The sequence below is a fragment of the Desulfobacterales bacterium genome (assembly GCA_029211065.1).
Taxonomy (GTDB): domain Bacteria; phylum Desulfobacterota; class Desulfobacteria; order Desulfobacterales; family JARGFK01; genus JARGFK01.
In genome coordinates, this window is the sequence record JARGFK010000071.1 from 1 (window position 1) to 25,031 (window position 25,031).

General features: G+C 49.3%; 26 protein-coding genes. 16 read left to right on the plus strand and 10 right to left on the minus strand.

Annotated features, from left to right (window positions below; all coding sequences use genetic code 11):
- The 8 genes from P1P89_15055 to P1P89_15090 all read left to right on the plus strand — a co-directional run.
- Positions 1-280 (plus strand): hypothetical protein (locus tag P1P89_15055; protein ID MDF1592832.1); only part of this gene is annotated, 280 nt, incomplete at its 5' end.
- A gap of 464 nt (positions 281-744) precedes the next feature.
- Positions 745-981 carry a DUF4160 domain-containing protein gene (locus tag P1P89_15060; GenBank protein MDF1592833.1) on the plus strand — a complete coding sequence of 79 codons (237 nt, stop codon included), beginning with the start codon at positions 745-747 and terminating at the stop codon, positions 979-981.
- Positions 962-1,282, plus strand: a complete 321-nt coding sequence (locus P1P89_15065; protein MDF1592834.1) for a DUF2442 domain-containing protein — start codon at positions 962-964, stop codon at positions 1,280-1,282. Before P1P89_15060 ends, P1P89_15065 begins: the two co-directional genes overlap by 20 nt.
- Before the next feature lie 18 nt (positions 1,283-1,300).
- Positions 1,301-2,731 carry an Asp-tRNA(Asn)/Glu-tRNA(Gln) amidotransferase subunit GatB gene (gatB, locus tag P1P89_15070; protein ID MDF1592835.1) on the plus strand — a complete coding sequence of 477 codons (1,431 nt, stop codon included), beginning with the start codon at positions 1,301-1,303 and terminating at the stop codon, positions 2,729-2,731.
- A gap of 58 nt (positions 2,732-2,789) precedes the next feature.
- Positions 2,790-3,173: a GxxExxY protein gene (locus P1P89_15075; protein MDF1592836.1), complete on the plus strand. Its 384-nt coding sequence runs from the start codon at positions 2,790-2,792 to the stop codon at positions 3,171-3,173.
- Positions 3,174-3,241: 68 nt separating this feature from the next.
- A complete protein-coding gene (locus tag P1P89_15080; GenBank protein MDF1592837.1) occupies positions 3,242-4,912 on the plus strand; it encodes an FG-GAP-like repeat-containing protein in 1,671 nt (556 codons plus the stop codon).
- Between the two features lie 44 nt (positions 4,913-4,956).
- Positions 4,957-5,328, plus strand: a complete 372-nt coding sequence (locus tag P1P89_15085; GenBank protein ID MDF1592838.1) for a four helix bundle protein — start codon at positions 4,957-4,959, stop codon at positions 5,326-5,328.
- Between the two features lie 312 nt (positions 5,329-5,640).
- Positions 5,641-6,876 (plus strand): porin, encoded by a 1,236-nt coding sequence (locus P1P89_15090; GenBank protein MDF1592839.1) that lies wholly within the window; start codon positions 5,641-5,643, stop codon positions 6,874-6,876.
- Between the two features lie 476 nt (positions 6,877-7,352).
- Here P1P89_15090 and P1P89_15095 read toward each other — a convergent pair whose 3' ends face one another.
- Entirely contained in the window at positions 7,353-8,645 is a 1,293-nt protein-coding gene (locus tag P1P89_15095) for an ATP-binding protein (protein MDF1592840.1), read from the minus strand.
- Positions 8,646-8,876: 231 nt separating this feature from the next.
- Here P1P89_15095 and P1P89_15100 point away from each other — a divergent pair, with 231 nt between their 5' ends.
- Both P1P89_15100 and P1P89_15105 read left to right on the plus strand, forming a co-directional pair.
- Complete coding sequence (locus P1P89_15100) at positions 8,877-9,110, plus strand: YgiT-type zinc finger protein (protein MDF1592841.1); 234 nt, start codon at positions 8,877-8,879, stop codon at positions 9,108-9,110.
- Positions 9,111-9,191: 81 nt separating this feature from the next.
- On the plus strand, positions 9,192-9,527 hold the full coding sequence (locus tag P1P89_15105) for a HigA family addiction module antitoxin (protein ID MDF1592842.1): 336 nt from the start codon (positions 9,192-9,194) through the stop codon (positions 9,525-9,527).
- A 359-nt stretch (positions 9,528-9,886) separates the two neighbouring features.
- Here P1P89_15105 and mutL read toward each other — a convergent pair whose 3' ends face one another.
- The 6 genes from mutL to argS all read right to left on the minus strand — a co-directional run bounded on the left by mutL (position 9,887) and on the right by argS (position 16,781).
- Positions 9,887-11,638: a DNA mismatch repair endonuclease MutL gene (gene mutL, locus P1P89_15110; GenBank protein MDF1592843.1), complete on the minus strand. Its 1,752-nt coding sequence runs from the start codon at positions 11,636-11,638 to the stop codon at positions 9,887-9,889.
- 226 nt (positions 11,639-11,864) lie between these two features.
- Entirely contained in the window at positions 11,865-12,047 is a 183-nt protein-coding gene (locus P1P89_15115; GenBank protein ID MDF1592844.1) for a hypothetical protein, read from the minus strand.
- A 253-nt stretch (positions 12,048-12,300) separates the two neighbouring features.
- On the minus strand, positions 12,301-13,761 hold the full coding sequence (gene gatA, locus P1P89_15120) for an Asp-tRNA(Asn)/Glu-tRNA(Gln) amidotransferase subunit GatA (GenBank protein ID MDF1592845.1): 1,461 nt from the start codon (positions 13,759-13,761) through the stop codon (positions 12,301-12,303).
- A 208-nt stretch (positions 13,762-13,969) separates the two neighbouring features.
- A complete protein-coding gene (gatC, locus tag P1P89_15125) occupies positions 13,970-14,257 on the minus strand; it encodes an Asp-tRNA(Asn)/Glu-tRNA(Gln) amidotransferase subunit GatC (GenBank protein ID MDF1592846.1) in 288 nt (95 codons plus the stop codon).
- On the minus strand, positions 14,254-14,934 hold the full coding sequence (locus P1P89_15130) for an SPOR domain-containing protein (protein MDF1592847.1): 681 nt from the start codon (positions 14,932-14,934) through the stop codon (positions 14,254-14,256). The genes gatC and P1P89_15130 overlap by 4 nt, the downstream gene beginning before the upstream one ends.
- Positions 14,935-15,116: 182 nt before the next feature.
- Positions 15,117-16,781 (minus strand): arginine--tRNA ligase, encoded by a 1,665-nt coding sequence (gene argS / locus P1P89_15135; GenBank protein ID MDF1592848.1) that lies wholly within the window; start codon positions 16,779-16,781, stop codon positions 15,117-15,119.
- Positions 16,782-16,941: 160 nt separating this feature from the next.
- On the opposite strand from argS, the gene P1P89_15140 reads away from it, so the two are divergent.
- The 6 genes from P1P89_15140 (at position 16,942) to P1P89_15165 (ending at position 21,840) form a co-directional block, all read left to right on the plus strand.
- Positions 16,942-17,694: a glycosyltransferase family 2 protein gene (locus P1P89_15140; GenBank protein ID MDF1592849.1), complete on the plus strand. Its 753-nt coding sequence runs from the start codon at positions 16,942-16,944 to the stop codon at positions 17,692-17,694.
- A 286-nt stretch (positions 17,695-17,980) separates the two neighbouring features.
- Entirely contained in the window at positions 17,981-18,163 is a 183-nt protein-coding gene (locus P1P89_15145; protein MDF1592850.1) for a hypothetical protein, read from the plus strand.
- A complete protein-coding gene (locus tag P1P89_15150) occupies positions 18,075-18,383 on the plus strand; it encodes a DUF2304 domain-containing protein (GenBank protein MDF1592851.1) in 309 nt (102 codons plus the stop codon). Before P1P89_15145 ends, P1P89_15150 begins: the two co-directional genes overlap by 89 nt.
- Positions 18,384-18,530: 147 nt before the next feature.
- Positions 18,531-19,880: a radical SAM protein gene (locus tag P1P89_15155; GenBank protein ID MDF1592852.1), complete on the plus strand. Its 1,350-nt coding sequence runs from the start codon at positions 18,531-18,533 to the stop codon at positions 19,878-19,880.
- On the plus strand, positions 19,880-20,641 hold the full coding sequence (locus P1P89_15160; protein MDF1592853.1) for a glycosyltransferase family 2 protein: 762 nt from the start codon (positions 19,880-19,882) through the stop codon (positions 20,639-20,641). Before P1P89_15155 ends, P1P89_15160 begins: the two co-directional genes overlap by 1 nt.
- The gene (locus P1P89_15165; protein MDF1592854.1) at positions 20,638-21,840 is read left to right on the plus strand and encodes a glycosyltransferase family 4 protein; all 1,203 of its coding nucleotides are present in this window, start codon (positions 20,638-20,640) and stop codon (positions 21,838-21,840) included. Before P1P89_15160 ends, P1P89_15165 begins: the two co-directional genes overlap by 4 nt.
- 32 nt (positions 21,841-21,872) lie before the next feature.
- Here the strand turns inward: P1P89_15165 and P1P89_15170 are convergent, their stop codons facing one another.
- Genes P1P89_15170 through P1P89_15180 form a run of 3 tightly spaced genes read right to left on the minus strand, consistent with a single transcriptional unit; the run spans position 21,873 to position 24,868 of the window.
- Positions 21,873-22,616, minus strand: a complete 744-nt coding sequence (locus P1P89_15170; GenBank protein MDF1592855.1) for a class I SAM-dependent methyltransferase — start codon at positions 22,614-22,616, stop codon at positions 21,873-21,875.
- A gap of 6 nt (positions 22,617-22,622) precedes the next feature.
- On the minus strand, positions 22,623-23,735 hold the full coding sequence (locus P1P89_15175; GenBank protein MDF1592856.1) for a glycosyltransferase family 4 protein: 1,113 nt from the start codon (positions 23,733-23,735) through the stop codon (positions 22,623-22,625).
- Between the two features lie 44 nt (positions 23,736-23,779).
- Positions 23,780-24,868, minus strand: coding sequence for a glycosyltransferase (locus P1P89_15180; protein MDF1592857.1), 1,089 nt, complete (start codon positions 24,866-24,868; stop codon positions 23,780-23,782).
- Positions 24,869-25,031 lie beyond the last annotated feature (163 nt).

The following is a 25,031-nucleotide window of genomic DNA, read 5'->3' on the forward strand; positions in this document are numbered from 1 at the left end:
GCCAAAAACCCTTTTAAAGGAAAAGCGCCCTTTTTTATACCATTTTAAAATTTACACAAAAGATTATACACTACCCTTTTTCCTGCTCAACCTCCTGGCTTTCTTTGTTCACCAGATCCTGCAACTGACCGACAGACTCTATCAAGAATGCCGAAGCGGATTTAGCTCCCGCATCGAATTCTGGAATCAGCTGCGCTGTACGATCCGCGTTTTGATTTTTGCCGACTTTGAGCACCTGCTCGCCTTTATCATCGATCCACCCGAATCCCGGCCCCCTTAAAATTTTTGTGTTTGCACAGAACATTATCCCTTTACATGAAAATCGGCGAGATCCTTACGCCCTGCTATTGCCCGACGGCAAAAACGGTCTTTAGAAATCAAATTCCGTACCCTGGTTCTGACACATAAAACCCTTAAATTGCTATCCGTGTCCGTCTACCCGACCCTTTTGTTCTTTCGTTTCCGTTATCAAATCCCGCTGAATCCCTCACCGAGAATTCCTGGGGAGGCGCTAAATGGCTTGACTAAAACGGGATTATCAGACATGATACCTTGTTATAATTCAGCGATGCCCCATCGAGCGGAATCCTCGATGGTCGTATACTAGAGGCTGGAAAGGTTTCGGGGGTCAGGGATCGGGAATTAGGAGTTATCAGTGGCGCTGAAAAGTTATCGCGATATGGTTCACATACTGAGGTACAAACCCATGTTAGACGAAACAATGGACACAAAATGGTGAATTGATTGCCTACCGTATTCAGAGATGGTCCCTATCGCTTCTTTTTTTATGCTAGTGATCGCGATGAGCCATATCACATCCATGTCGAACGAGATGAAAAAGTCGCGAAGTACTGGCTCGATCCAATCCGCCTTCATAATAGTGGTGGATTTAATCGCTTTGAATTAAAGCAGATTCGTAGTATTGTTGAAAAAAGTCAAGAATCTTTGATGGAGGCATGGAATGAATATTTTAGCCGTTGAACTCGAAATCCCCTATGCTGTGGATGTACATTCGACGGAGGACACCCTAACCGTTGACTTCAGTGATGGGCGCACCATTTCGGTTCCATTGGGTTGGTATCCCCGCCTTGAGCATGCCAGCCCGGGAGAACGAGCGAACTGGAGGCTTATCGGCAAAGGTCAAGGAATCCACTGGGAAGACATAGACGAAGACATAAGTGTAGAGGGTCTTCTTGCCGGAAAACCGTCCGGAGAGAGTCAGGCTTCTTTTAAAAAATGGCTTCTTGGACGACAGGCTCGTCCGGCAGCAGAATTCAGCTGACATCAAAAATTGATTCATATGAAATTCGAACCGGTTATCGGGCTTGAAGTGCATGCCCAGCTCAAAACCAAAACAAAAATATTCTGCAGTTGTTCAACCCGATTCGGGGCGCCCCCCAACACCCATACCTGTCCGGTCTGTCTGGGAATGCCGGGGGTCTTGCCGGTATTGAACAAAAAAGTGGTGGAGTTTGCCCTGCGCATGGCTCTTGCCACAAACTGTCAAATTGCCCGAGAAAGCCGATTTGCCCGCAAAAACTACTTCTATCCCGACCTTCCCAAGGGGTATCAGATTTCCCAGTATGAGCTGCCCATCGGCGCCGGCGGATTTATTGAAATCGAGGATGACGGCATCCGTCGGCGGATCGGGATCACGCGCATCCACATGGAAGAAGATGCCGGCAAACTAAGCCACGATCCGAACCGGCCCTACAGTCAAGTGGATTTTAACCGGACGGGCGTGCCGCTGATCGAAGTCGTCAGTGAGCCGGACCTGCGTTCGCCGGGAGAGGCCGGCATATACCTGCGCCGGCTGCGCTCAATCCTGAGGTATCTGGACATTTGCGACGGCAACATGGAAGAAGGCAGCTTTCGTTGTGACGCCAATGTTTCAGTACGGCCCAAAGGAACCGAGGTCTTGGGCACCCGCACCGAGCTTAAAAATTTGAACTCCTTCAAGCACGTGGAAAAGGCGCTTGCCTACGAGATTGAACGCCAGCAGGAAGTCCTGTCCGAAGGGGGTCGGGTGATCCAGGAGACTCGCCTGTGGGACCCTGACAAAAACCGGACAACGTCCATGCGGGGCAAGGAGGAGGCCCACGATTACCGCTACTTTCCGGACCCGGACCTGCTGCCCCTGATGATTGGCGAAAGCTGGGTCGAGGCCGTCCGTAAGACCCTGCCGGAATTGCCGGATGAAAAAAAAGCGCGGTTTGTGAAACAATATGATCTGCCCGTTTACGACGCCGAGCTGCTGTCCTCCAGCAGGGAACTGGCAGCATACTTTGAAGATTGCGTGGGGCTGCTGCCCCAACCCAAAACGGTCAGCAACTGGGTGATGGGGCCGCTGCTGGGACTGCTGAACAGCGAAGGAAAGATTATCGAAGAGTCTCCGGTTTCAGCCGCGGATCTGGCCGGCCTGCTGGCGCTTCTGGAGAAGGGGGTTGTCAGCGCCAAGATCGCCAAAACCGTTTTTGAAGCCATGGCCCAAACCGGCCGGCCGGCGGAAGTGATCGTCAAGGAAAAGGGTTTGGTGCAGGTGTCGGATGCATCCGCCATCGGGGAAATCATCACAGCGGTCATTGAAAAATTTTCCCGGGAAACGGCAGATTATAAGAACGGCAAAACCAAACTGATGGGCTTTTTCATGGGAGAGGTCATGAAGGCGACCAAAGGAAAGGCGAATCCGAAGGTGGTTAATGAAATGCTGGTGAGGAAATTGGGTGAATAGGGACGAGTGACGAATTTATAGCGATAATGTTTCGCGCAGAGGCGCAGAGGCGCTGAGAATGACTGAAAATGACATAGGGACAATTGTAATTGAGTGTGCCATCGCCGTGCATCGCGAACTCGGCCCCGGACTCCTTGAAACCGTGTACGAAGTCGCCTTGGCGCATGAGTTACGAGAGAGGGGGCTGGAGGTTGAACGTCAGGTTCCGGTACCGATTCAGTATAAAGACATCAAGTTCGACGAGGGATTTCGTGCGGACATAATTGTCCATGGCAAGGTTATTTTGGAACTGAAATCGGTTGAAAGGGCGACAGCGGCGCATAAGAAGCAGGTGCAGACGTATCTGCGACTGACCGGGTGCAAACTGGGCTATCTGCTTAACTTCGGCGAAGCCCTGATGAAAGCCGGGATTACCCGGTGTGTAAACGGTCTGGAGGAATAATTATCCCTGCGGCTCAGCGTCTCTGCGGGAGAAATAAAAACAATGCTGAAATAAAACAGGAGGTTTTCTTGAAGACTCTATTGAACAAAACGTGCAAGGTGCTCTTTTCCCTCCTTGCCCTTATCATTTCTGTTTCAATTTCTTCGGCTGCGGAAAAAGCCGCCAGGGTTGCCGTCATTCCCTTTACCGTCAATGCTGAAAAGGACCTGTCTTTTTTAAGGCAGGGCATTGTCGACATGCTGTCTTCCAGGCTGGCCTGGGAGGGCAAGGTCGTTGTCATCAGCCGGGAAGCGGTTTTAAGTGCGTATCCGGCAGGGGCGGGATTGTTGACGGAAAAGGATGCCCGGGAGATCGGAACAGCCCTCGACGCCGATTACGTCCTTTTCGGCAGTATGACGGTTTTCGGCAACAGCGTCAGCATCGATGCCAAGATGGCGGACATTTCCAACAGCCGGCCGACCCTGGCGTTTTTCAACCAGAGCCAGGGCATGGACGAGGTGATTCCGCGCATCAATCAGTTTGCCGAAGAGATCAACGCCACCATTTTTGGCCGCAAGATTGCGGTGCCGGCCCTGGCCCAGCAGCAGGCGCAGCAGCAGGCGCCTTCCATTTATGCCCATCCGGAAAAGGCGCTGGAACCGGAACTAAGGCAGGGCGGATTGGTAAAAGAAGGCCAGTCGCCTTTTGTCGTGGAAAGGGGCGCTGAAGGGGGACGCGATTTCTGGAAAAGCCAGAATATCGCCGAAGAGCTGAAAGGCCTCGCCCTGGCGGATGTGGACGGCGACGGCAAAACCGAAACCGTCTTGATATCCAGCCGGAAAGTCCTGGTCTACCGGGCCGAAGCCGGCCGCTTCGTCAAGCTGGGTGAATACAGCGGGGAAAGCTATAAGAATTTTATCGGTGTGGATGCCGTCGATATCAAGAAAGACGGCCGGGCCGAAATATTTGTGACCTCGCTGGACTTGAGCGCAAAACGGCTGGATTCATTCGTGCTGGAATGGCGGGACAATAAATTGGTGCCGTCGGCAACCGGTTTAAACTGGTATTTCAGGGCGGTGACCCACCCGGCGCGCGGCCGCCTGCTGCTGGGGCAGAAACGGGGGGCAACGGAACTTTTTGTCGCCGGGGTAGATGAACTGGAATGGAACGGCAAGGCGTATGAAGCCGCCGCACCCCTTGACCTGCCCGGCGGCGTCACGGTTTTTGGATTTGCCTTGGGGGATATTATGAAAGACGGCCGGGAAATGATCATCGCTTTCAACAAGTACGATCATCTGCGGGTGCTGACAGCTTCCGGTCAAAAGGAATGGGAAGGAAAAGACCCGGTCGGCGGGAGCGAAAACTTTCTGGAAGAACTTACATCCGGCAGTTCCAAAGACCAGGAGCTGGACCGGATTTATTTGCCCCAGCGCCTTCTTTTGGTCGATCTCGACCAAAACGGGCGAAATGAACTGGTGACCGTTCGCAATCACGCCCTCAGCGGTAGATTATTTGACCGGTTTCGTCAGTTTGACGAGGCACAGTTTGAATCGCTCTCCTGGGACGGCCTGGGGCTTTCGCGCAACTGGCACACCCGCAAGGTATCCGGCTATGTGTGCGATTACGCCATCGGCGATTTTGACAACGACGGCCGGCCGGATCTGGTGGCCGCCCTGGTGAGCAAGCGCGACCCGGTGATCGGCAAGGCCCGCAGCAGCGTGATTGCCTATGACCTGAGTCCGATGGTTGGGAAAAAATAGGGGTCAGGGATCAGGTGTCGGGGACCGGGGATTAGGAGTAATCAGTGGCGCTGAAAAGTTATCGTGATTTAGAGGTTTGGCAAAAAGCAATGGATTTGGTGGTGATATGTTACCGGATGGCAGAGAAGTTCCCGAAGAATGAAATTTATGGACTTGCCGGCCAGCTGCAACGCGCAGCCGTATCAATACCGGCAAATATCGCTGAAGGCCGTCAGCGTCAATACAGTAAAGAGTTTCTCCAGCATCTATCGATTGCATATGGTTCTCTTGCCGAGGTGGAAACCCATGTTCAAATCGCCGGGCGATTAAACTATATTGATGATGAGCAGATAGATAATTTGCTAAATAAGACTGCGGAAATCGGCCGAATGCTAAACGGTTTACGGAAATCAATCCGGAAAAAAACTGATCCTTGAACCCCGGCCCCTGACCCCTGACCCCTGAAACCCGATCTTTCTTCAGCCTAAATCCCTAAAACCTAACAAAATCCTTGACAAATGAATACGATCATTATAAAAAGCCAAAAAATATTAGCGTCTTTAATCGAGTTGTTTTGAAGCTGGTGTGTTGCGCTCCGGTTCGGCTTTGTTGGCGGGGCCGGAGCAGCTTGGTTGAGAAAGGGGGTGTGCCTGTCCGACACAGCCGGGGCTGACAAGCCCGGGAGACTAATTGACGTTAATTAAGTAATTAAGTAGTAAGGTTTTTGAATTCCTTAAGGAGGAAAACAGATGAAGAAACTACTGGTAACCGGGATTGCGCTCGTTGCGATCCTGATGTTCGCGATGCCGGCAGCAGCCACCAAAGTTGAGCTGGGCGGGTATTACCGGGTGGAAGGTCGGTATCAGGCCAATCCCACCCTTAATGAAGACACTCAAGACGGCGGCGCGGCATGGCGCCATCGCTTTCGGCTGACACCGGCCTTTATCGTCAGCGATGCGTTGCGGTTTGATTTTAAGATGGACATCTTTGACGGAACGAAATTTGGTTCCACAGGTTCCGAGGCCAAAAGCACCGCCGTCATCGATGTTGACCGCCTCTGGATGACCATTACCGCCCCGTTCGGCAAATTCGCACTTGGCCGCATGGCAGGCGGCGCCTGGGGTCTGGACTTCCTTAACAATAACGAAGATTATGACCGCGTAAGGTTTGACACCAAGTTCGGCAATGTTTCCACCGGTATCATTCTGCAGAAAAATGCTGAAGGCGACTGGGGAAGTGGTAATGGGTCGGACAGCGACACCGATGTGTACTACCTCTACGGTGTCTACAAGGCTGACTTCGGTGCCATCGGCTTGCTCGGTGCTTATGTCAACGGCAAATCCTCTACAAATGCCGAAACGACTGCCTATAACCTTTTGCCGTATTTTGATGTCAAGTTCGGCGGCTTAGGCCTGCGCGGCGAGCTGAAATGGGCGAACGGTGAAATCGATCCGGATGCGGCCGGCGATCTAACCACCGATACGGAAGAGCTGGCCTGGACGCTCCAAGCCGACTATTCGTTCGGTGCGTTCACGGTAGGTGGCGGCTATGCTTGGGTGCAAGGCGAGGATCTTGGCACTGCTACAACACTAGAGAAAACCAATGCAAGTGGCGGCGGTCTTGGCGATGACTGGGGTCTGTTTGTCGTGGCCACGGATGTTGACCAGATTGTCAACGATTCCGGAGATCCTTTCGGTATAATTACTACCGGTGTCCAGATGTGGTATGTCGATGCTGAATGGAATGCCACCAAGGCCTGGAATTTCGGCGTGCGCGTGGGCGGTTTTACAGCCCAAGAAGTTGCGGCCGGCGTGGATGATAAAATCGGCACGGAATTTGACGGCTGGGCCGAGTGGAAAGTCATGAAAAACCTGAAATGGGGATTCTACGGCGGTTATTTTGACGCCGGTGACTATTTCAAATCAGGTATTACGAATATAGACAATACCTACACCGTGAAGCATGTGCTCACGCTTCGCTTCTAATCGTGTGTAAAGTAACTATCGTACCATTGTAACATCACCCCGGGGATGCGATCCTTTCGCGCCCCGGGGTTTTTTTGTCCGTGGCAAGATTCAGGGAGCAGGGGTTTAGGCTGAAGGAAAAACCCCCCTATTGAAAAAGGGTGCCTCTTCTCCTCCCTTTTTTAAAGGGAGGTCGGGAGGGATTTCTGAATCCGGAAAATTTGATATACTTCTTAAAACACGTGCTTTGACTTTTTTTTAAAATCCCCCCTGCCCCCCTTTTTCAAAGGGGGAATTGATGATGGAGAGCCCCTTTTCAAAAAGGAAGAAATCAAGGGGGGCTTTTTATTCAAAGGGGGATGAGTTCATGGAGAGGCATGTCTAGTTATTCGTAGCTTTACAACTGTCAACGGACCACGGACAACTGACAAGCAGTATCTTGTTTGATTTTTGCTGCAACCGCCAATCCCTGGACCCTGATACCCGACACCTGATTCTTATTCCAGCATCCATTTCCAGGCTGGGACCACCTTAATTTCATTATCGAGAACGACATCATCATTCCAGGTTACGATTGTTCCGGAATGTATCGACAATTCAGCCATTGCACTTTTCAGGCCCCGGAGTTCCCTTTCGAAGGTCAGTTTATTTGACATCTCCCAGCATGCCTGGATTAGCTGCACATCACCGGTAACTTTATGCCGGGCTATAAAATCTGTTTCATATCCGTCTTTTGTATTCACATATTCAATATTGTATCCCTTACGGCGCATTTGCATAAACACCATGTTTTCCAAAAAAGGGCCAAAATCAGAGGAGTTCCGATATGTCATGGCATTTAAAAGGCCTGTGTCGATGGAATAAACTTTGGTTGGATTTATAAGCCTTGATTTTTCAGAACGGGTGTGAATGGGAACTTTATAAAATAAAAACGCGTCTGTTAAATGATCAAGATATTCATATAAACTATTCTTGGTACACTTGACCGACATGCTTTGCATTGTATTGTAAAATTTATTTACACTGAACTTTCCCCCGGGCGTATTCATTATATGACGAACCAGATACTTTAGAACCATGACATTACTGACATTATGACGTTCGATTACGTCTTTTAGTAAAACGGAGTCTATGTATCCCTGCAGTATTTCAACACGGAGGTTGCGGTCCAGTTCCTGTACTTCCGGGAAGCCGCCGATTTCGAGGTAGTCGTTTATAGCCTTGCGAAGCAGGGAAGCTGTTTTTGCTCCGAATGTTTTTGGCCTGTCTTTAAACAGTCCATGATATTTCAGAAATTCAGGAAAGTTAAATGGAAATATTTCAATTGACAGGGAACGCCCCCGCAGCGTGCTCGCGATCTCGGTGCTCAGTAATTTTGAAGATGAGCCTGTAAGACAGACCTGAACGTTTTCAGTATCCAGCATACGCCTGATGAACATTTCCCATTGGTCGATACGTTGAATCTCATCAAAGAAAAAATAACACCGGGAATTGCGATGTTTCGGATATTTTGCATAGTATATGTCAAGAATTTCCCTAAAATAATGGACATTAAATTCAAGGAGCCGGTCATCTTCAAAGTTCAGATATAGAATTTTTTCTTTTTGGACACCTTTTGCAAGGAGATCAGCTATTTTCTGAAAACAAAACCAGGTTTTTCCGGCACGTCGCATGCCGATAACCACATTTGCCTTGTCTTTTATTTCGAATAATTCTTTGTCTCGGGCTAGCGGTTTCGGCAATTTCCATTCGTGGAAGTCATCAATTAGTTGTGCGATGATATCTTTCATGAGAGATTGTTTATCTCTAAAAAAGAGATAAATCAAGCATTTTTTATCTCTTTTTTAGAGAAGCTATTGAATTTCGTCAGCCGCATACAACTCGTTAAGTTTTGCGATTGTCTTGAAATAAAGACAAAAATTTGATCTTTCTGATAATCTTAGCTATCCGGTTGTTGCGATTACCGCTTACGATCCGGATGAAGCCGAATGGATAGATTTCAGGGTTAGGAGGAAAAAAGAATGAAATGCGTTTTTTGCGGGGGAAAAACAAGGAAAATGTGCGTTACCTTCAGCTATGAAGAAGAAGGCAAATATTTTTTTGTTGAGAATGTCCCTGCTGAAGTTTGTGAGCGGTGCGGGGAAAAGACTTATTCCCCTGAGGTTACGGACGAATTATTGAAATTTGCAAAAGAACAATTTGCGCCTGTTAAGAAAGTCGAGGTTCCTGTTTTTGATTTCACTGCAAGCTGTTAGATGACGGTTGATCAATGTTTCCAATGGCATGACGGAAATGCGTACGAAGTTGAAATTACGGACTATCATTGAGGTGTTCCTATGACTACACAAAAAAATCTTGATCCGATAAATCCTGGTGAAGTTCTACGCGAGGATTTTCTAAAACCTTTATGTATCAGCATTAACCAGCTTTCCCGGGACCTTTCAGTCCCTCCCAACAGGATAAGTGAAATTGTGAACGGGAAAAGAGCCATTACGGCTGACACAGCCTTGCGGCTGCAGCGTTATTTTGGAGTTGAAGCTCAGTTTTGGCTGAATCTGCAAACCGAATATGATCTGCGCATGATGAAGCGAAAAATCTGGATGGATATTGAGCGGCGGATCATCCCGATTAAAGATAGCGGCCAGTGTTTACCCAATAGTGACGGAGCATAACAAAACAAATAGGCTGAAGACTGAAGGAAAGGCCACTCTTTGAAAAAGGGACCCTCTTCTCCTCCCTTTTTTAAAGGGAGGTCGGGAGGGATTTCTGAATTTAAAAAGTTGGTTATGCTTCTGTTAATGCGCACCTCGGTTTTTTAAAATCCCCCCTGCCCCCCTTTTTCAAAGGGGGATGACACAAGAAGGATTTCCTTTTTCAAAGGAAGAAATAGATAAGAATTCCATTTTCAAAGAGGATGAGATAATGGAGAGGCACTTCCCGTTGTCCGCAGCATACCAACCGACAACGGACAAGTTGTATTTAAAGGCGGTTTGTTTGCCTTCAGCCTAAACCCCTTCAGCCTTCAGCCTATTTAAACAATTCGCCCAAACAACTTTTCTATAGTCCGGACATTCCATTTAATCCAGGTGGGGCGGCCGTGGGGGCAGTGGGAAGGGTCGTTGCACCGGCCGAGCGCCTCGACAAGGTGCTGCATTTCCTTTTGGGAAAGCGGCCGGTTGGCGCGCAGGGTGCCGTGGCAGGCCATGACCACCAGACACTCTTCCAGGGCCTTTTCAATCCCGGCGCTGAAACCGGTTTCCGTCAGCGTTTCCGCCACCTCCCGGATGAGGGGCTCGATTTCGCGGCCGGCGAGCACTGCGGGAACGGCTTTAACCACAAACGTGCTGCCGCCAAAGGGCTCGATCTCGAGGCCGATATTTTGAAGTCCGGCAAGAATTTCGGAAAGGGCGGCGGCCTGGCGCTGATCAAGGTCAATGGTTTGCGGGATCAGCAGACGCTGGCTGCTCTTGCGTGATGCATTAGTCTGCTGTTTGAGCTGTTCAAAACGGATGCGTTCGTGGGCGGCGTGCTGGTCAATCAGGATCAGCTCATCTCCGGCCTCGCACAGAATATAGGTGCCGCGGAACTGGCCGATAGGCTGCCAGTTATCGAGCTGTTCCGGTTCCCAGAGGGGCGGCTGATCCTGCGGCGGGGTGCGGTCAGCAGCTTTTAAAGGTTCGATGCTAATTGAGTTGCTTTGCGGTGTCTGGCGCCTAAAGACCGCCATAGGTTCCGCAAGCCCAGGTGGTTTGGTGCCGGCTGCAGACACTACCGGGGCAGTAACCCATCCGGGCCGCCCGGTTCGACCCAATACTGCTGCTACTGCTGTACGGACGGCATCATGAACCCGGTTTGGATCGGTAAAGCGGACTTCGTTTTTAGTCGGATGGACATTCACATCCACCCGGTCAAAGGGGACCTTTATAAAAAGGACGGCCACCGGAAACTGCCCTTTCATCAGGCGGCGTTCGTAACCGGCCATCAAGCCGTGTAGAACTGTCCGGTCCCGTACCGGCCGACCGTTTACAAACAGGTAGATTCCCTGGGCCGAACTGCGGGCAACCCGGGGGTCTGAAACCCAGCCGGAGATTGAAACGGCATCTTCATTAAAGGCGATCTCGTAAAGCGCCTTTAAAAGGTCCTGTCCCAAAACATCGGCTGTCCGTAAGGCTGGATCGGCGGCTGAAAAATTCTTGATTGTTTTGCGGTTGTGCTGCAGACGGAACTGGACATCCGGCCAGGCCAGGGCAATGGTGGCAACGGCGTCGGTAATATGGCCCATTTCAGTGGCAGTCGTCTTTAAAAACTTGCGGCGGACCGGGATGTTGAAAAACAGTTGTCGGACGGATACCATGGTGCCGACCGGGGCGCCTTCATCGGCAACCTTTTTGAGTTTGCCGCCCTCCAGATAAACGCCGGTGCCGGCGTCCGCATCCTTGGGCCGGGTTATCAGTGTAAAGCGGGACACCGCCGCAATACTGGGCAGGGCCTCACCCCTGAACCCCAGGGTCCGGATGCTGAATAGGTCGGCGTCGTCGGCCAGTTTGCTGGTGGCATAGCGCTCGATGGCCAGCAGGGCGTCGTCCCGGGGCATGCCGCTGCCGTTGTCGGAAACCCGAATCAGGGAGCGGCCGCCGTTTTCGATTTCAACCAGGATGCGTGTTGCGCCGGCGTCCAGGGCGTTTTCAACCAGTTCTTTCACCACCGCAGCCGGCCGCTCCACCACCTCGCCGGCGGCGATTTTATTGGAAAGTATTTCAGGGAGTATTTTTATGAGGGACATATCATTGCTCTTGTCAGGTATATAGGCTGAAGGCAAATAGACTGAAGGCTGAAGTGGGCTCAGAGCTCAGGGTTCAGTTATTGTCTTTTTTAAAATCCCCCCTGCCCCCCTTTTTCAAAAGGGGAAAAGAGTTAACACTCGATCGCTGAAATCCCGCCCTCTGCCTGCCCGGCGTTACCCCGCAGGGGCGAAGCCTGGGACGCCCGACCATCCTTCAGTCTACAGTCTATCTACCTTCAGCCTCTTTTAAACACCGGGCCAGAAAATCGGCGTCCTTGGGCGACAGATTAAACTTCAGGCAGGCGGCTTCAATAAGCTGCCGGGCTTTTTTATTCGGATTGTCCAAGTGTTCTTCCGAGATCCACTTCACGGCTTTACGCAGATCTTCTCCCTGGGGTTCGATGGGCATGGAAGATATCCTCCTTAATTATTTTCAAAATTATTTCGCACCCCAAAGTCGGCCTTTATGCCTGTCGACCGGGGTTGTTCAGGTAGATAGGCTGAAGACTGAAGGCCGAAGGCTATAAAACAACTTGTAAGGCACAAATCAAGCATTTCAAGACGTTCTCATTTTTTTGGAATTTTGGTTTAATATTTTTGTGTGCTTGTGCATAATTACCCTTCAGTCTAAACCCCTTCTGCCTAATTCCCTTTAGCCTATTTCACAATTCCGGCCTGCGCTGGTGAAAGTCGGTTGCCCTTTCAAAATTATAGGCCGTTTTCAGGAGCGTTTCTTCCCGGAAATGGCTCCCCATCAACTGCAGGCCGATGGGAAGCCCTGCATCTGAAAATCCGCAGGGGACGGACATGCCCGGAATGCCGGCCAGGTTTGCGGAAAGGGTAAAAATATCGGAAAGATACATGGTCAGCGGGTCTTCGGTTTTTTCGCCGATGCTAAAGGCCGGTGTGGGGGCCACCGGCGACAGAATCACGTCGCAGGTTTCAAAGGCCTTTTTAAAGTCGGCCATGATCAAGGTCCGCACCTGGGACGCTTTTTTATAATAGGCATCGTAGTATCCGGCTGAAAGGGCGTAGGTGCCGATGATAATCCGTCGCTGAACTTCAGGGCCGAAGCCGGCAGAGCGCGTCCGGCGGTACATGTCCAAAAGAGTGTCGGGATTTTTGTCTCTGAAACCATATTTAACGCCGTCGTAGCGGGCCAGGTTTGAGCTGGCTTCAGAAGGTGCAATTACGTAATAGACGGCAACGGCATAGCGGGTGTGGGGCAGGGACACGGAAACGGTTTTGGCGCCCAGGGTTTGGATGACCGCGACGGCCTTTTGAAAGGCAGCGGACACTTCAGGGTGAAGCCCTTCGGAAGAGGTGTATTCATCTGCAATCCCCACAGTCAGTCCCTTAAGCCCCTCTGTCAAGGCGGCGGTAAAATCCGGAACCGTCTCGGGGACCGAGGTGGAATCCTTGGCGTCATAGCCGCAGATGGCGTTTAGAATAATGGCGCAATCGGTGACGTCTTTGGTCAGAGGGCCAATCTGGTCAAGGGAAGAGGCAAAGGCCACCAGACCGTAGCGCGACACCCGGCCGTAGGTCGGTTTTAATCCCACGACGCTGCAGTGAGAGGCCGGCTGCCGGATGGACCCGCCCGTATCCGACCCCAAGGCTCCCATGCATAAGTCGGCTGCCACGGCCGCTGCCGATCCGCCGCTGGATCCGCCCGGGATTCGTTTTAGATCCCAGGGATTGCGGGTTGGCTTGAAGGCTGAATTTTCAGTGGATGACCCCATGGCAAATTCGTCCATGTTTGTCTTTCCGATGATTACCGCGCCTGAGTTTTTGAGCTTTTGCATGACGGTGGCGTCATAAGGGGGCACAAAATTTTCCAGAATTCTTGATGCGCAGGTGGTGGGTATTCCCTCGGTGCAGATCAGGTCTTTGATTGCCAGCGGGATGCCGGAAAGCGGAGTGAACCGGCCCGAGGATATCATTTGATCAGCCGTGCGAGACTGCTCCAGGGCGCTATCGGCCGCAACCGTGAGATAGGCATCAATTTTCGGTTCTATTGCTTCGATTCGATCCAGCACGGAACAGGTCAGTTCCCGGGCGGTTATTTCTTTTTTTTGCAGCAGCGCGTGTGCTTCATGAATGGTCAGTTTGTATAAACTCATTATTTTCGACCCATTTTTTTAAAATCCCCCCCGCCCCCCTTTTCCAAAGAGGGGAATAAGTGGATTAAGCTCCCTTATGTCAGGGGGAACGGGAGTTTTTTTTCCTTAAAAATCCCCTTTGTAAAGGGGGATTTTAGGGGATTTCTTTAAGAAAACACATTCAGATTCGGTTTACAAAATACATGACTATATCTATGAAATAAAGCACTCATTCAATCACCTTGGGTACCAAAAAATTGGCGTCAAGTTTGTCCGGGGCGTTGGCCATGGATTTTTCCCGGTCCATGTGAACGGTTTCAGAATCTTCACGAAAGGCATTGGTCAGTAGAATAGCGTGTGTGGTGGGTTTTACACCTTCGGTGTTGACCCGACTGAGCATGTCCACATAGTCCAGGATTTTTCCAATCTGACCGGCCAGGGCATCCATATTACGTTCATCAATGTCAAGCCGGGCCAGATGGGCTACATGCTGGACTTCTTCTTTGGTGATTTTCATTTCTGCACAATTATCCCTTTAATATTTTCCTTTTTCAATCGCTCCAGCATCCGGGTTGCCGCTGTTCTGTCTTTAAAACTTCCGATTCTGACACGGTACCAGGTGCCTTGCCCGGGTACTGTCCCGGTGGTGCGGTATGCCGGGTAACCCTTCCGTCTGAGCTCGGCCACCTTTATATCGGCAAACTTTGCCTCCTTTAACGCGGCCACCTGGATGGTGAGATTGCCCGGCATATTGTCATTGTCGGGTCTAAGCTTAGGACCATCAACGGATTCGGCAGGTTTGGGCGTGCTTTCAGACAGTTTTTTGTTCCCAGCCGCCGGTATTTTTTTTATGTTTTCATCCGGTTTTTCGGGGCGGTTGGCCTCCAGGCTAAGACGCGGTTCAACCTGGTTTTTTTTAAGAGCTTCATGAAATTCAAGATCGGGTTTGTCGGGGACTGCTTCGGAACGGTTTTTATACCATAGCTGTTCCTTCATCTGCACGGCTTCTTTCAGCGAAGCCAGTTCCTTTTGCAGTGATTCAATATTAAAATGCACCGGCGCTGTTCCCCGGCCCACCAAAACCCCGAGGACAAACATCCAGGCCGACACAAAAAAAATAATACAGAGCCAGAGGGTTGTGCTTTTTCGGCCGGAATTGCCTGAAGGAAGATTGTTATCAGCTTGTTTTGCCATTGTTTATTCTAAAAGCCCACCCTGCTTCCCTTTATAAAATGGATAACCCCAAAAGTTTCTTTTCTCCCGCAGAGACGCTGAGCCGCAGTGGGTATTATTCTTCTGTCCCTATGTCATTTTCAGTCATTCTCTGCGCCCCTGCGCCTCTGCGCGAAGCCATTCATCCATTCAAACTGCCTATATTACATCTTATGTGGTGCCGACACCCCCAGCAGTACGAGGCCGTTGCGGATGACTTTTTGCACCGCCAGGACCAGATATAATCGAGCGCGGGTCAGAATAGGGTCTTCGGCCAAGACCCGGTGTTTATTGTAATAGGCATGGAAACAAGATGCAAGGTTCATGAGATAAAAGGTGATGCGGTGGGGTTCTAAATAAGCGGCACTGCTGCTGACCGTTTCAGGATATCGCGCCAGCGTTTTCATAAGTTGGATTTCCTCCGGTTCTACAAGCCGGGCGAGGGCATCGGCATCCCATTCTGCTGTTGAAATATCTTTTTCCCCGACTTTACGGGCAATACTTGCGATGCGGGCATGGACATATTGTACATAGTAAACCGGGTTGTCATTGGTCTTTTGCTTGGCAAGTTCCAGGTCGAAATCGAGGGGGCTTTCGTAATGGCGGGTTAAAAAGATAAAACGAGCCGCATCCCGGCCGACTTCATCGACGACATCTTTCAGGGTAACGAATTCACCGGAACGGGTGGACATGGCCACCGGCAGGCCCCCCCTTAACAGGTTGACCAGTTGAACCAGGATAACTTTAAACTGGTCGCGGCGGTAGCCGGAGGCTTCGATAGACGCCGCCATGCGCGGGATGTAGCCATGGTGATCTGCGCCCCAGACATCGATGACCCACTCAAACCCCCGATCAAACTTGTCGTGGTGATAGGCGATGTCGGAGGCAAAATAAGTTGTCAGGCCGTTATTGCGAACGACCACGCGGTCCTTTTCATCGCCGAAACGGCTGGTGTTGAACCAGAGGGCGCCGTCTTTTTGATAAATAGTCTGTTTGTTCTTAAATTCGCTGATGACCCGGTCAACATGGCCGGAATCGAACAGGCTTTGCTCGCTGAACCAGTTGTCGTGGGTGACGCCGAAGGCGATCAAGTCTTTTTTGATATCCGCCAAGATGGTATCGGCGGCATAGCGGGCGCAGTATCCGATGGCGTTGTCATCGCCTTGCTCAAGCAGGCTGTTTCCTTTTAGTTTTTTGATTTCATTGGCGATACCAACAATATAGTCTCCCTGGTAACAGTCCCGCGGAAAGGCGATGTTTTCGCCTAATTGCTGCTGATACCTCAGAAAAACAGAACGTCCCAGCGTTCGGATCTGACGGCCGGAGTCATTGATATAGTATTCGCGCTGAACGTCATAACCGCAAAAAGACAGGACATTTGCCACGCTGTCGCCCACAGCCGCTCCGCGGCCATGCCCCACATGCAGGGGACCGGTGGGGTTGGCGCTGACAAATTCAACCTGGACCCGTTTGCCCTGACCGATATCCACAGCGCCGAAATGGGTATCCTCCTTGTGGACGGCCTTTAAAACCGGGAGCCAGGATGCCGGATTGATAAAAATATTGATAAAACCGGGACCGGCAATCTCTGTTTTTGCAATGACACCGTCCGGATCGTCCATGTATTTCAATATGATTTCCGCAACTTTGCGAGGCGGCATTTTCTGGGCGGATGCCGTCACCATGGCGATATTGGTGGAAAAGTCGCCGTGTGCTTCAATTTTAGGCTCATCAATCGTTATTTCCGGCAGTGTGGATGAGGGCAGAACACCCTGACGGTGTGCCGTTATGGCGGCATTTTGAATGATGATTTGAATAGTCTGTTTCATAAAAAAATTGCTTATCAAAAAAAGTTTTTATTTCATTTTAACGTGAAAACAATTAAAGTCTTAATTAATAAAGACTTTTCATTTTCAAGTCAAGTTTCTTCAATGAAAAGTCTGTCCGGAAAACGCATAAAGGGTGTTGCCCATCAGGATTTTCTATAACATGAACAAAAAAACGGATGACACAGTTCTGGTTATCATACCGGCTTACAATGAACAGAAAAATATCGGTGATATCGTTGCAAAGATAAAAAAGACAGATACAAAGATAGATGTCGCTGTCATAGATGATGGTTCTGCAGATAACACAGCATCCCATGCCGAACTTGCAGGCGCGAAAGTGATTCGGCATTTGGTAAATATGGGCTATGGTGCAGCTTTACAGACCGGATATAAATATGCCATCAATCGTGAATATGACTATCTCGTTCAACTGGATGGAGACGGCCAGCACGATCCGGGATATATCCCCGAATTGTTGAAGATGGTTAAGACCGGGGAAGGGGATCTGGTCTTAGGTTCAAGGTTTCTAAAAAAAAACGCAGCGGGAAAAGGTGCTTGGACCTTACCCCAGACCGGTATCGCCAGAAAATGGGGCATCAAGATATTTGCCTTTTTGACGAGCACAATCGTGGGTTTTAAGATTACCGATCCCACTTCCGGATATCAGGCTTTAAATCGAAAGGTTGTCGCTTTTTTTACCCAGGATTTTTTCCCCTCTGATTTTCCGGATGCCGATATCATTGTGATCGCCCATCGGGCTGGCTTTAAGATTAAAGAGTTTCCGATGATGATGTCGCGGCGGTCTATGGGAAAATCCATGCATTCAGGGCTAAAACCGGTTTATTACATATTCAAGATGATTTTATCGCTTTTTATGACGTTGCTAAGAAAACGTGCTTTGCCAAATCCCTAAGGATAATTTCACGTAAATTTGGTGAGGTATTTTTCAAACTGGATTTGAACGAACTTCCTAATGAAATCCCCCCGTTCCCCCCTTTGACAAAGTTGGGGCCTGCAGGGAGAGCAGCCGAGCGGCTGAGGGAGGATTTTAACAAAAGGGAAGATTTTTTTCTTCTCCCTTTCATAAAGGGAGGGGGGAGGGATTTTTATTCACCGGGATTGTTTAGCGAATTGAAATGTCATCGTATTTATGTTCATATGTACTAAGCTGGCTGGTACAAGTCACCCGTAACCGGCGAATGAACAAAGAAATATTTGGAGGACATAAGCAATATGTTGATACGACAAAAAATAGCCATGATTCTTATTTGCGTATTTGTATTTGTATTTATTCTGGAGCTTGTCCGGAGGCGGAAATTGAGGGAGGAGTATTCCTGGCTATGGCTCTTGACCAGCATATTGATGTTTTTGATGGTGATTAAATATGAATGGCTTACCGCCATCAGCAGGATTATCGGAGCGGTTCTTCCTACCACCGCCTTGTTTATCGGCGCGCTGCTATTTCTGATGATACTCTCCGTCCAGTTCTCTGTAAGGATATCCAGCCTGTCTGATCAGGTAAAAAATATAATGCAGGAAAATGCCCTTCTCAGAACAAAGATTGAAGAATTATCGGAAAAGCCACAATCCAAGAATGAATGACCCACATGTCCGTTTTTTTAACTGGAAAATTCCCTCTCCTTGGGGAGAGGGTTGGGGTGAGGGGATAAGATAAAACCAGACATGGCTTCGATCTTTCTCGCAAATGCCCCATATCTTTTAGAAGAAAGGTATGGGAAATTGGCCCCTTTGGGAGCTACGCTTCCGCACCTGGGGCTCCTCATGCTGGGGGCGACGCTGCGGAAGGCCGGCCACCGGATTCGCATCTGGGACGCTTCGGCGCAGGGTGCGGGATATGAAAAAACATTGGAAGAAGCCAAACGCTTCCGGCCGGATATCATCGCCTTAACTGCGGTTACACCCTCGCTTCTCAAAACAGTAAAACTGGCCGAGATGTTAAAGGGGCTTTATCCCTCCGCAGCGATCATCATCGGCGGGCCGCATTTCACCGCTGTTCCTGAACAGACCCTGCGGGATTATCCGGTTTTTGATTATGGGGTCATGGGGGAAGGCGAACACACCCTGGTCGATCTGGTTGAAAGGTTGGCAGCGGGCAACTCTCCTTCAAATGTGCCGGGTGTGGTGCTTCGCAAAGACGGCAAAGTCGTTTTTGGGCCGAATCGTCCCCCCATTCAAAGTCTCGACAGCCTACCCTTTCCAGCCTGGGACCTTCTGGACAACTTTCCTTCACAGTATCATCCGGCGCTGTTTAAGTATAAAAAACTTCCGGCAATGCATATCGTGTCATCCCGGGGCTGTCCCAACAATTGCATTTTTTGCGACACGTCGGTCTTCAAAAAAAAGATCCGGTACCACAGCGCCGAATATGTTTTGGAAATGATTGATTATCTGGTAACAAATTATCAAATCCGGGAAATCATTTTTGAGGATGATCAGCTTTTGCTTAACAGGTCGCGGGTCATAAAAATAAGCGAAGGTTTTTTAAACGCCCGCTGGAATATATCCTGGTCCTGCAGCGGCAGGGTCAATTCCGTCAACGATAAAGCGCTGCTCCTGTTAATGAAGCGTTCTGGCTGCTGGCAGATAAACTACGGGGTGGAGTCGGGCAATCAGAAAATATTGGATTTTGTTCAAAAAGGAATCACGCTTTCTCAGATTGAGGCCGCGGTTAAACTGAGCCGTGAAGCCGGCATCCTGAGCAAAGCCTATTTTATATTCGGGCTGCCCTATGAAACAGAGGAGACCATGCAACATACGATTGACTTTGCCCGTCGGATTCCTCTGGATGATATGAGCGTGTTTACCCTGACGCCCTTTCCCGGTTCCAGGATGCATGCGATTGCAGCGCAACATGGAACACTCCAAAATGACTTTGAAAAAATGAATCTGCTGGATGTGGTTTATGTGCCCCGCGGTTTAACCGAAAAAAAGCTCATGGATTACCGCCGACGGTTTATGAAGGCATTCTACCTGCGACCCGTGATTATCTGGAGTTATATGAAACGGCTCATTGGAAACCCTTCCAATTTGTGGCGAATGCTGAAGGCTTTCCGGGGATTTTTGGAAGAGATTATTTGATGAAAATATCCGTCGTCACACCCTCCTTCAATCAGGGGAAATTTATTGAGAAAACCATTTTGAGTGTATTAGGCCAAACAGGGGACTTTGAGCTGGATTATATTATCATGGATGGCGGGTCTACCGATAATACACTGGATTTTATCAGGAAATACCGGCATCGATTGAGATATATTTCAGAAAAAGATCAGGGTCAGTCCGACGCCATCAACAAGGGCTTTGAGATGGCTTCCGGAGAGTTGCTTGGATGGCTGAATTCAGACGATACGTATAGGCCGGGGGTTCTTTCCGAGGTTGCTGAGCGGTATCGCAATGTCGGGTTTAAATGGTGTTTCGGCAACTGCAAAAATATCGATGAAAATGACCGGGAGATACGGCGGCTGATCACCTGGTACAAAATAATTGAAAGCAAAAAGTATTCCTACCGGCGGCTGCTTTCAAAAGACTTTATCTCCCAGCCCGCTGTATTTTTCACTAGAGACATATTCAACGCGGTCGGGCCGCTGGATCTTAATTGCAGATATTCCATGGATTACGATTACTGGTTAAGAATCGGCAAAAAGTATGATCCTTTATTCATAAACAGGTTTTTGGCAAATTTCAGATGGCAGGCCGAGTCAAAAAACAGCAGGAACTACGAAAAAGCGGCTTTTGAGACGTACCTGACCGCCAAAAGGCATGCCCGCCCAAAAGACATATACCCTATTTTCCGGCACTATATTCATTACAGGAGCTTGTGCCTGTTATACCGGTTTCTATGAATACAGGGACGCACCCTAAAATTGATTTGATTTTTCTCCATCCCCATTTCACCCTTCCGGGCGGGGCCGGCAATGCCGTTATCGAGGCTGCGAGCCGCCTCAACCCGGAAAGGTACAACGTGCGGATAATCTGTATCCGGGCCGATTCGGATTATAAAAACAGGTATCCCGCCTTATGCTTTATTGAAATCGGCGGCCCTTTGTCGAGTAGTCCGATGTTTTGGCTTACATTTCCGTGGGTGCAATACAAGATACATAGCGAACTCAATCGATTTTCTCCCGGGATCATCATACCGAATGTTCTGCCTGCGAATTGGTGGGGCTTTATCTATAAACTTTTTCACAAAGAGGTTCTTTGTTTATGGTATTGCCATGAGCCCAGCGCATTTATTCACATTCCGCAATGGATAGAATCCATAACCCATCCGTTCATTCGGATCGGCGCCAAGTTGTTAAACCCTTTATTAAAGGCTGTTGATTTATTTCTGGTATCCAAAGGTCCTGATCATGTTGTGAGTAATTCCAGATTCAGCAGTAGACTTTTTGAGAAGGTTTACCACAGGCACGTTGCTGACTATTTATACCCGGGGATTGATCTTGAATACTTTTCACCACAGGCGGATAAAAAGAAATATCTATTAATGGTCAGCCGGTTGACTAAATTTAAAAATGTACACATTGCCATCCAGGCCATGTCGGAAGTGAAAGATAAAGCGTACCGGCTGGTTATTGGCGGTGAGGGGGAAGAAAAAGATAACCTGATGGCCTTGACCAAAAGCCTCAATCTTACCGATCGCGTTCATTTTATCGGCCGGGTAGCGGACAATGACCTGCCCAAATTATATGCCGAGGCAAAGCTGGTATTATTTACGAGCCGGGAGGAGCCTTTCGGCATGGTTCCGGTAGAGGCCCTGGTTTGCGGGACCCCTGTAATCGGGGCCGGGTCCGGCGGATTGACGGAAACAATTGCCCATAACTATAACGGGATTTTACTCGATGAAATGACAGCCGAGAATTTGGCGGATGCCGTTAATGCCTTACTCTCCGACAACAAGAAATATGAATTGTTACAGAAACATACACGAGAAACAGCGGAAGAGTTTGGCTGGGACCGGCATGTCAAAACGTTGGAAAGTATCTTGGAGGACTTAATGCGGAGGGACCAAAAGGGGACTTATAGGGAAAAAAATGTGGATTAGACCGTCTTTATCATGAATCAAACTTACTGTGATTATTGGCACTTTAATACCTCCGCCCAAATTTCGCCCCATGCCGATTCATGGTGATGCACCATGAGCCCGGCATCCTTCATTTCAGCCTTAAAACTGTTCAATGTGTACTCCGTAAAATGGGTAGAATCACTGAAATAGGGCATTCCCAACTCTTTTTTCAGGGGAACAAGCCAATGCCTGTTAAACATGGGTATCCGTATGAGAAATCGCCTGGGCGTACAACTGTTCTGCAGTTTTTTGAGCAATTCCACGCGATCCCGGATATGCTCAAGCACGTTTGACATGACAATCACATCGTATGGGCCGCCAGAAACGTCATCAGTGGCATCACCCCGTATGAATTCGAGGTTTTTGTGCTGATATCTTTTTCGGGATAGGCTGATGTTTTCCTCGTTCAAATCAAGGCCGGTGACAAATGCGCCGGATTCAGCCATGTGCATGGCAACTGTCCCATTTCCGCAGCCGACATCAAGAACTTTTTCACCCTTTTCAATCCGATCAACAAAAAAACTGTGATAATTCATCAGCCGGTGTTTGGGATGTATGCCCCCCTCATAGCGTATGGCGGCCTGATTCAGATGATGGTACAGGCGTTCGTCGAGGAACATGAGCTCCCGCAGGCCCGCGGCAGGCTGACGGTTTCTTTCCGCCGCCTCAAAAGAAAGGCAGCAGAGTTGCTTTCGCCAGGAAGAAGGTGTTGCCCTGAAAAGGGCGATCAGTATTTTCGCGAGCAGTCTCCGCATGTGCGCTTAACTTGCTCCTGACATAAAAGATTCAAACAATTCTTTGTGCCGCCTCAGCCATGGCGTCACGTCAAAGTTTTCAACCGCTCTTTGTCGGGCGGCTTCGGAATAGACTTTGTAAGATGACATGACTTGCAGTACCGCTTCGGCCATCTCATCAGGATCCGGAGGGTGGAGCCTATCCCAGTCGGCCGGAGCGGGTATGCCGATACCTGCGTCCGGCCCGACGAGTTCCGGCACCCCGCCGCTCCCGGAATAGACCACCGGCAATCCGCAGGCCATTGCTTCAAGCACGACGCTCGGGCAAGGATCGTTGTATTTGGTATGCAGCAAAATATGTGCTTTGCGTATCATATGACCGGCTTCGGCCTGGGTATATGGGCCCCGAAAGATGACGCTGTCCATGATCCCGAGTTTCAGACAGATTCCTTTTACCTCATCTTCAGCTTTTTTCGAATCGGCATGCCAGCAGAATCGACCGGCAATGATCAGCCGGGCGTTGACCGCTTTTTTAAGGATTGCATGCAGGGTTTCCAGCGCCGCCTGAACCCGATACAACTGCCAATGGCTTCCGGACAAAAGCAGCGCCCATTCCCTGGGTTCGGACGCCATCTCCGCAGGTTTGAAAAAGCCGGTATCGACTGCATTGTATAAGATCTCAGAGGACCCTTTCCGGATTCCGAGAAAGCGGTCGGCCGATTCCTTGCAGAATTTACTTTGGTAAAATACATAATCGGCCAGATGCAACAGCGTCCTCATCGGCGCGTTGGTATCTTCCCATCCCGGCCCATGCCATGCCGGGAAGGCAACGCCGTTCTGATTCCAAACCAGCTTCGCGCCTTTCTTCTTGGAAGCTTCAGCTATTTGACCCGCATAGGGACTCTTATAACTGCTCAGCAGATAGAGCAGATTGTAACTTTTCGGCGAGTTGGCATATAACCCCTGCATCCCTTGAAATTTTACGATGCCGCCATGCGCCTGCTCACCGGGGCCCGGCACATGATCGAAACCGTAGGATACTCTCGGCCGGTCGAATTTGCCGTCCGCAGCCCGACGGGCTTTCAATTTGATTTTTGCGGATGCAGCTTCGGCTATAATATGTCCCAACAATCTTCGCATGTATTCCCAACCTGCAATCTTCTTATTCTTTTTGAACAATACGATTATATTGATGTTAACACGTTTTGGACAAAGCCGGCATGCTTTGCAGCTACCGCCTCAGTGGAATAATACCTTTCGACCAGAGCTCGGGCTGCATCGCGTTCATCATCCAGCATCCTGTCTTTTGTCAACAACTCGTCCAGGGCATTATCCCATTCATCCGCAGTATGGCAAATACGAATGCCGCCATTTTCAGCTCTTTGGGCCACATCAACATAACTTGGCAAAGGGCTGCAAATCGCCATATTCCCGCACGCCATGCCAAGGGTGATCTTCCATTCCGTATGGGCCATGTTATACGAATTATCCAGAAAACGGGGTGCGATACAAACGCCTCCATTGGAATATATATCCAATAACTGCGCTATTGATTGAAATGGAATAATCTCATGCTCGATATCATTAAGCAGGGCCAAAAAACGTTCTTTATAGTCAGCATGCCAGGAATCAATTTTTGACAGCGAATTGGTTATCAGTACCAGGTGTATCCGTTCTTTAAATTTCTTTAATATATTCTCAATCGCAAGTAGCTCAAATAATTTGATTGCTTGTCCGCTCCATAATAATGACAAACGTCCATTTAAGTTTATTTTGCTTTTTGGCCGGGACGGGACCAGATCCATATTTACATTATCAGGAATCCAGCAGACTTCAGGATTATATTTCCGGCATGTATTCTCAAGGAATGTTGAATCTGCTATGACCGCATCAGCAACGCTGGTTATCTCTATGGCATCCAGGCGCTGCTGCTCCGTAGGAGACATACCGTCATAGTAAAATTTCCCCCATATTTCATAATAGTTTACATTGGCATCGAATATTACTTTTTCCCCTTTCTGCTTATTACGTCGCAATACTTTCATGCTCCTGGGGCCCATGGATTTAATAAAGATGATCATGTCGTATTTATGCCAGGGGCGATATATTTCGTATTTCAAGTCGTATTCCGGAGCATTATTTATTTGGTCGGACACCCAGCCAAATCTCATAAATCCGGTCGCATCACTCGGGATTCGATCGGGCTGTAGAATACGAATTCCATCCAGTTGCTGCCCGATGATAAAGCCCATCTTTTTTCTGGTTTTAAACACTTTTCTTTATTCCATTAATGTCACTGAGTATATAACCAATGAATACGATTACGTATAACTTTTCATCTCACCACAAAGGTTCAAAGGACGCGAAGTTTTGCCCGAACCGGGTGCCGGCCTGGAATAATAGCCGACTTCGGTTCGAGCAAAGGTGCACACTTTT

Coding starts and splice junctions, on each gene's coding strand:
- P1P89_15065 (MDF1592834.1), top strand. CDS start 962: ATGAATATTTTAGCCGTTGAACTCGAAATCCCCTATGCTGTGGATGTA.
- gatB (MDF1592835.1), top strand. CDS start 1,301: ATGAAATTCGAACCGGTTATCGGGCTTGAAGTGCATGCCCAGCTCAAA.
- P1P89_15075 (MDF1592836.1), top strand. CDS start 2,790: ATGACTGAAAATGACATAGGGACAATTGTAATTGAGTGTGCCATCGCC.
- P1P89_15090 (MDF1592839.1), top strand. CDS start 5,641: ATGAAGAAACTACTGGTAACCGGGATTGCGCTCGTTGCGATCCTGATG.
- P1P89_15095 (MDF1592840.1), bottom strand. CDS start 8,645: ATGAAAGATATCATCGCACAACTAATTGATGACTTCCACGAATGGAAA.
- P1P89_15100 (MDF1592841.1), top strand. CDS start 8,877: ATGAAATGCGTTTTTTGCGGGGGAAAAACAAGGAAAATGTGCGTTACC.
- P1P89_15105 (MDF1592842.1), top strand. CDS start 9,192: ATGACTACACAAAAAAATCTTGATCCGATAAATCCTGGTGAAGTTCTA.
- mutL (MDF1592843.1), bottom strand. CDS start 11,638: ATGTCCCTCATAAAAATACTCCCTGAAATACTTTCCAATAAAATCGCC.
- P1P89_15115 (MDF1592844.1), bottom strand. CDS start 12,047: ATGCCCATCGAACCCCAGGGAGAAGATCTGCGTAAAGCCGTGAAGTGG.
- gatA (MDF1592845.1), bottom strand. CDS start 13,761: ATGAGTTTATACAAACTGACCATTCATGAAGCACACGCGCTGCTGCAA.
- gatC (MDF1592846.1), bottom strand. CDS start 14,257: ATGAAAATCACCAAAGAAGAAGTCCAGCATGTAGCCCATCTGGCCCGG.
- P1P89_15130 (MDF1592847.1), bottom strand. CDS start 14,934: ATGGCAAAACAAGCTGATAACAATCTTCCTTCAGGCAATTCCGGCCGA.
- argS (MDF1592848.1), bottom strand. CDS start 16,781: ATGAAACAGACTATTCAAATCATCATTCAAAATGCCGCCATAACGGCA.
- P1P89_15140 (MDF1592849.1), top strand. CDS start 16,942: ATGAACAAAAAAACGGATGACACAGTTCTGGTTATCATACCGGCTTAC.
- P1P89_15145 (MDF1592850.1), top strand. CDS start 17,981: ATGAACAAAGAAATATTTGGAGGACATAAGCAATATGTTGATACGACA.
- P1P89_15160 (MDF1592853.1), top strand. CDS start 19,880: ATGAAAATATCCGTCGTCACACCCTCCTTCAATCAGGGGAAATTTATT.
- P1P89_15165 (MDF1592854.1), top strand. CDS start 20,638: ATGAATACAGGGACGCACCCTAAAATTGATTTGATTTTTCTCCATCCC.
- P1P89_15170 (MDF1592855.1), bottom strand. CDS start 22,616: ATGCGGAGACTGCTCGCGAAAATACTGATCGCCCTTTTCAGGGCAACA.
- P1P89_15175 (MDF1592856.1), bottom strand. CDS start 23,735: ATGCGAAGATTGTTGGGACATATTATAGCCGAAGCTGCATCCGCAAAA.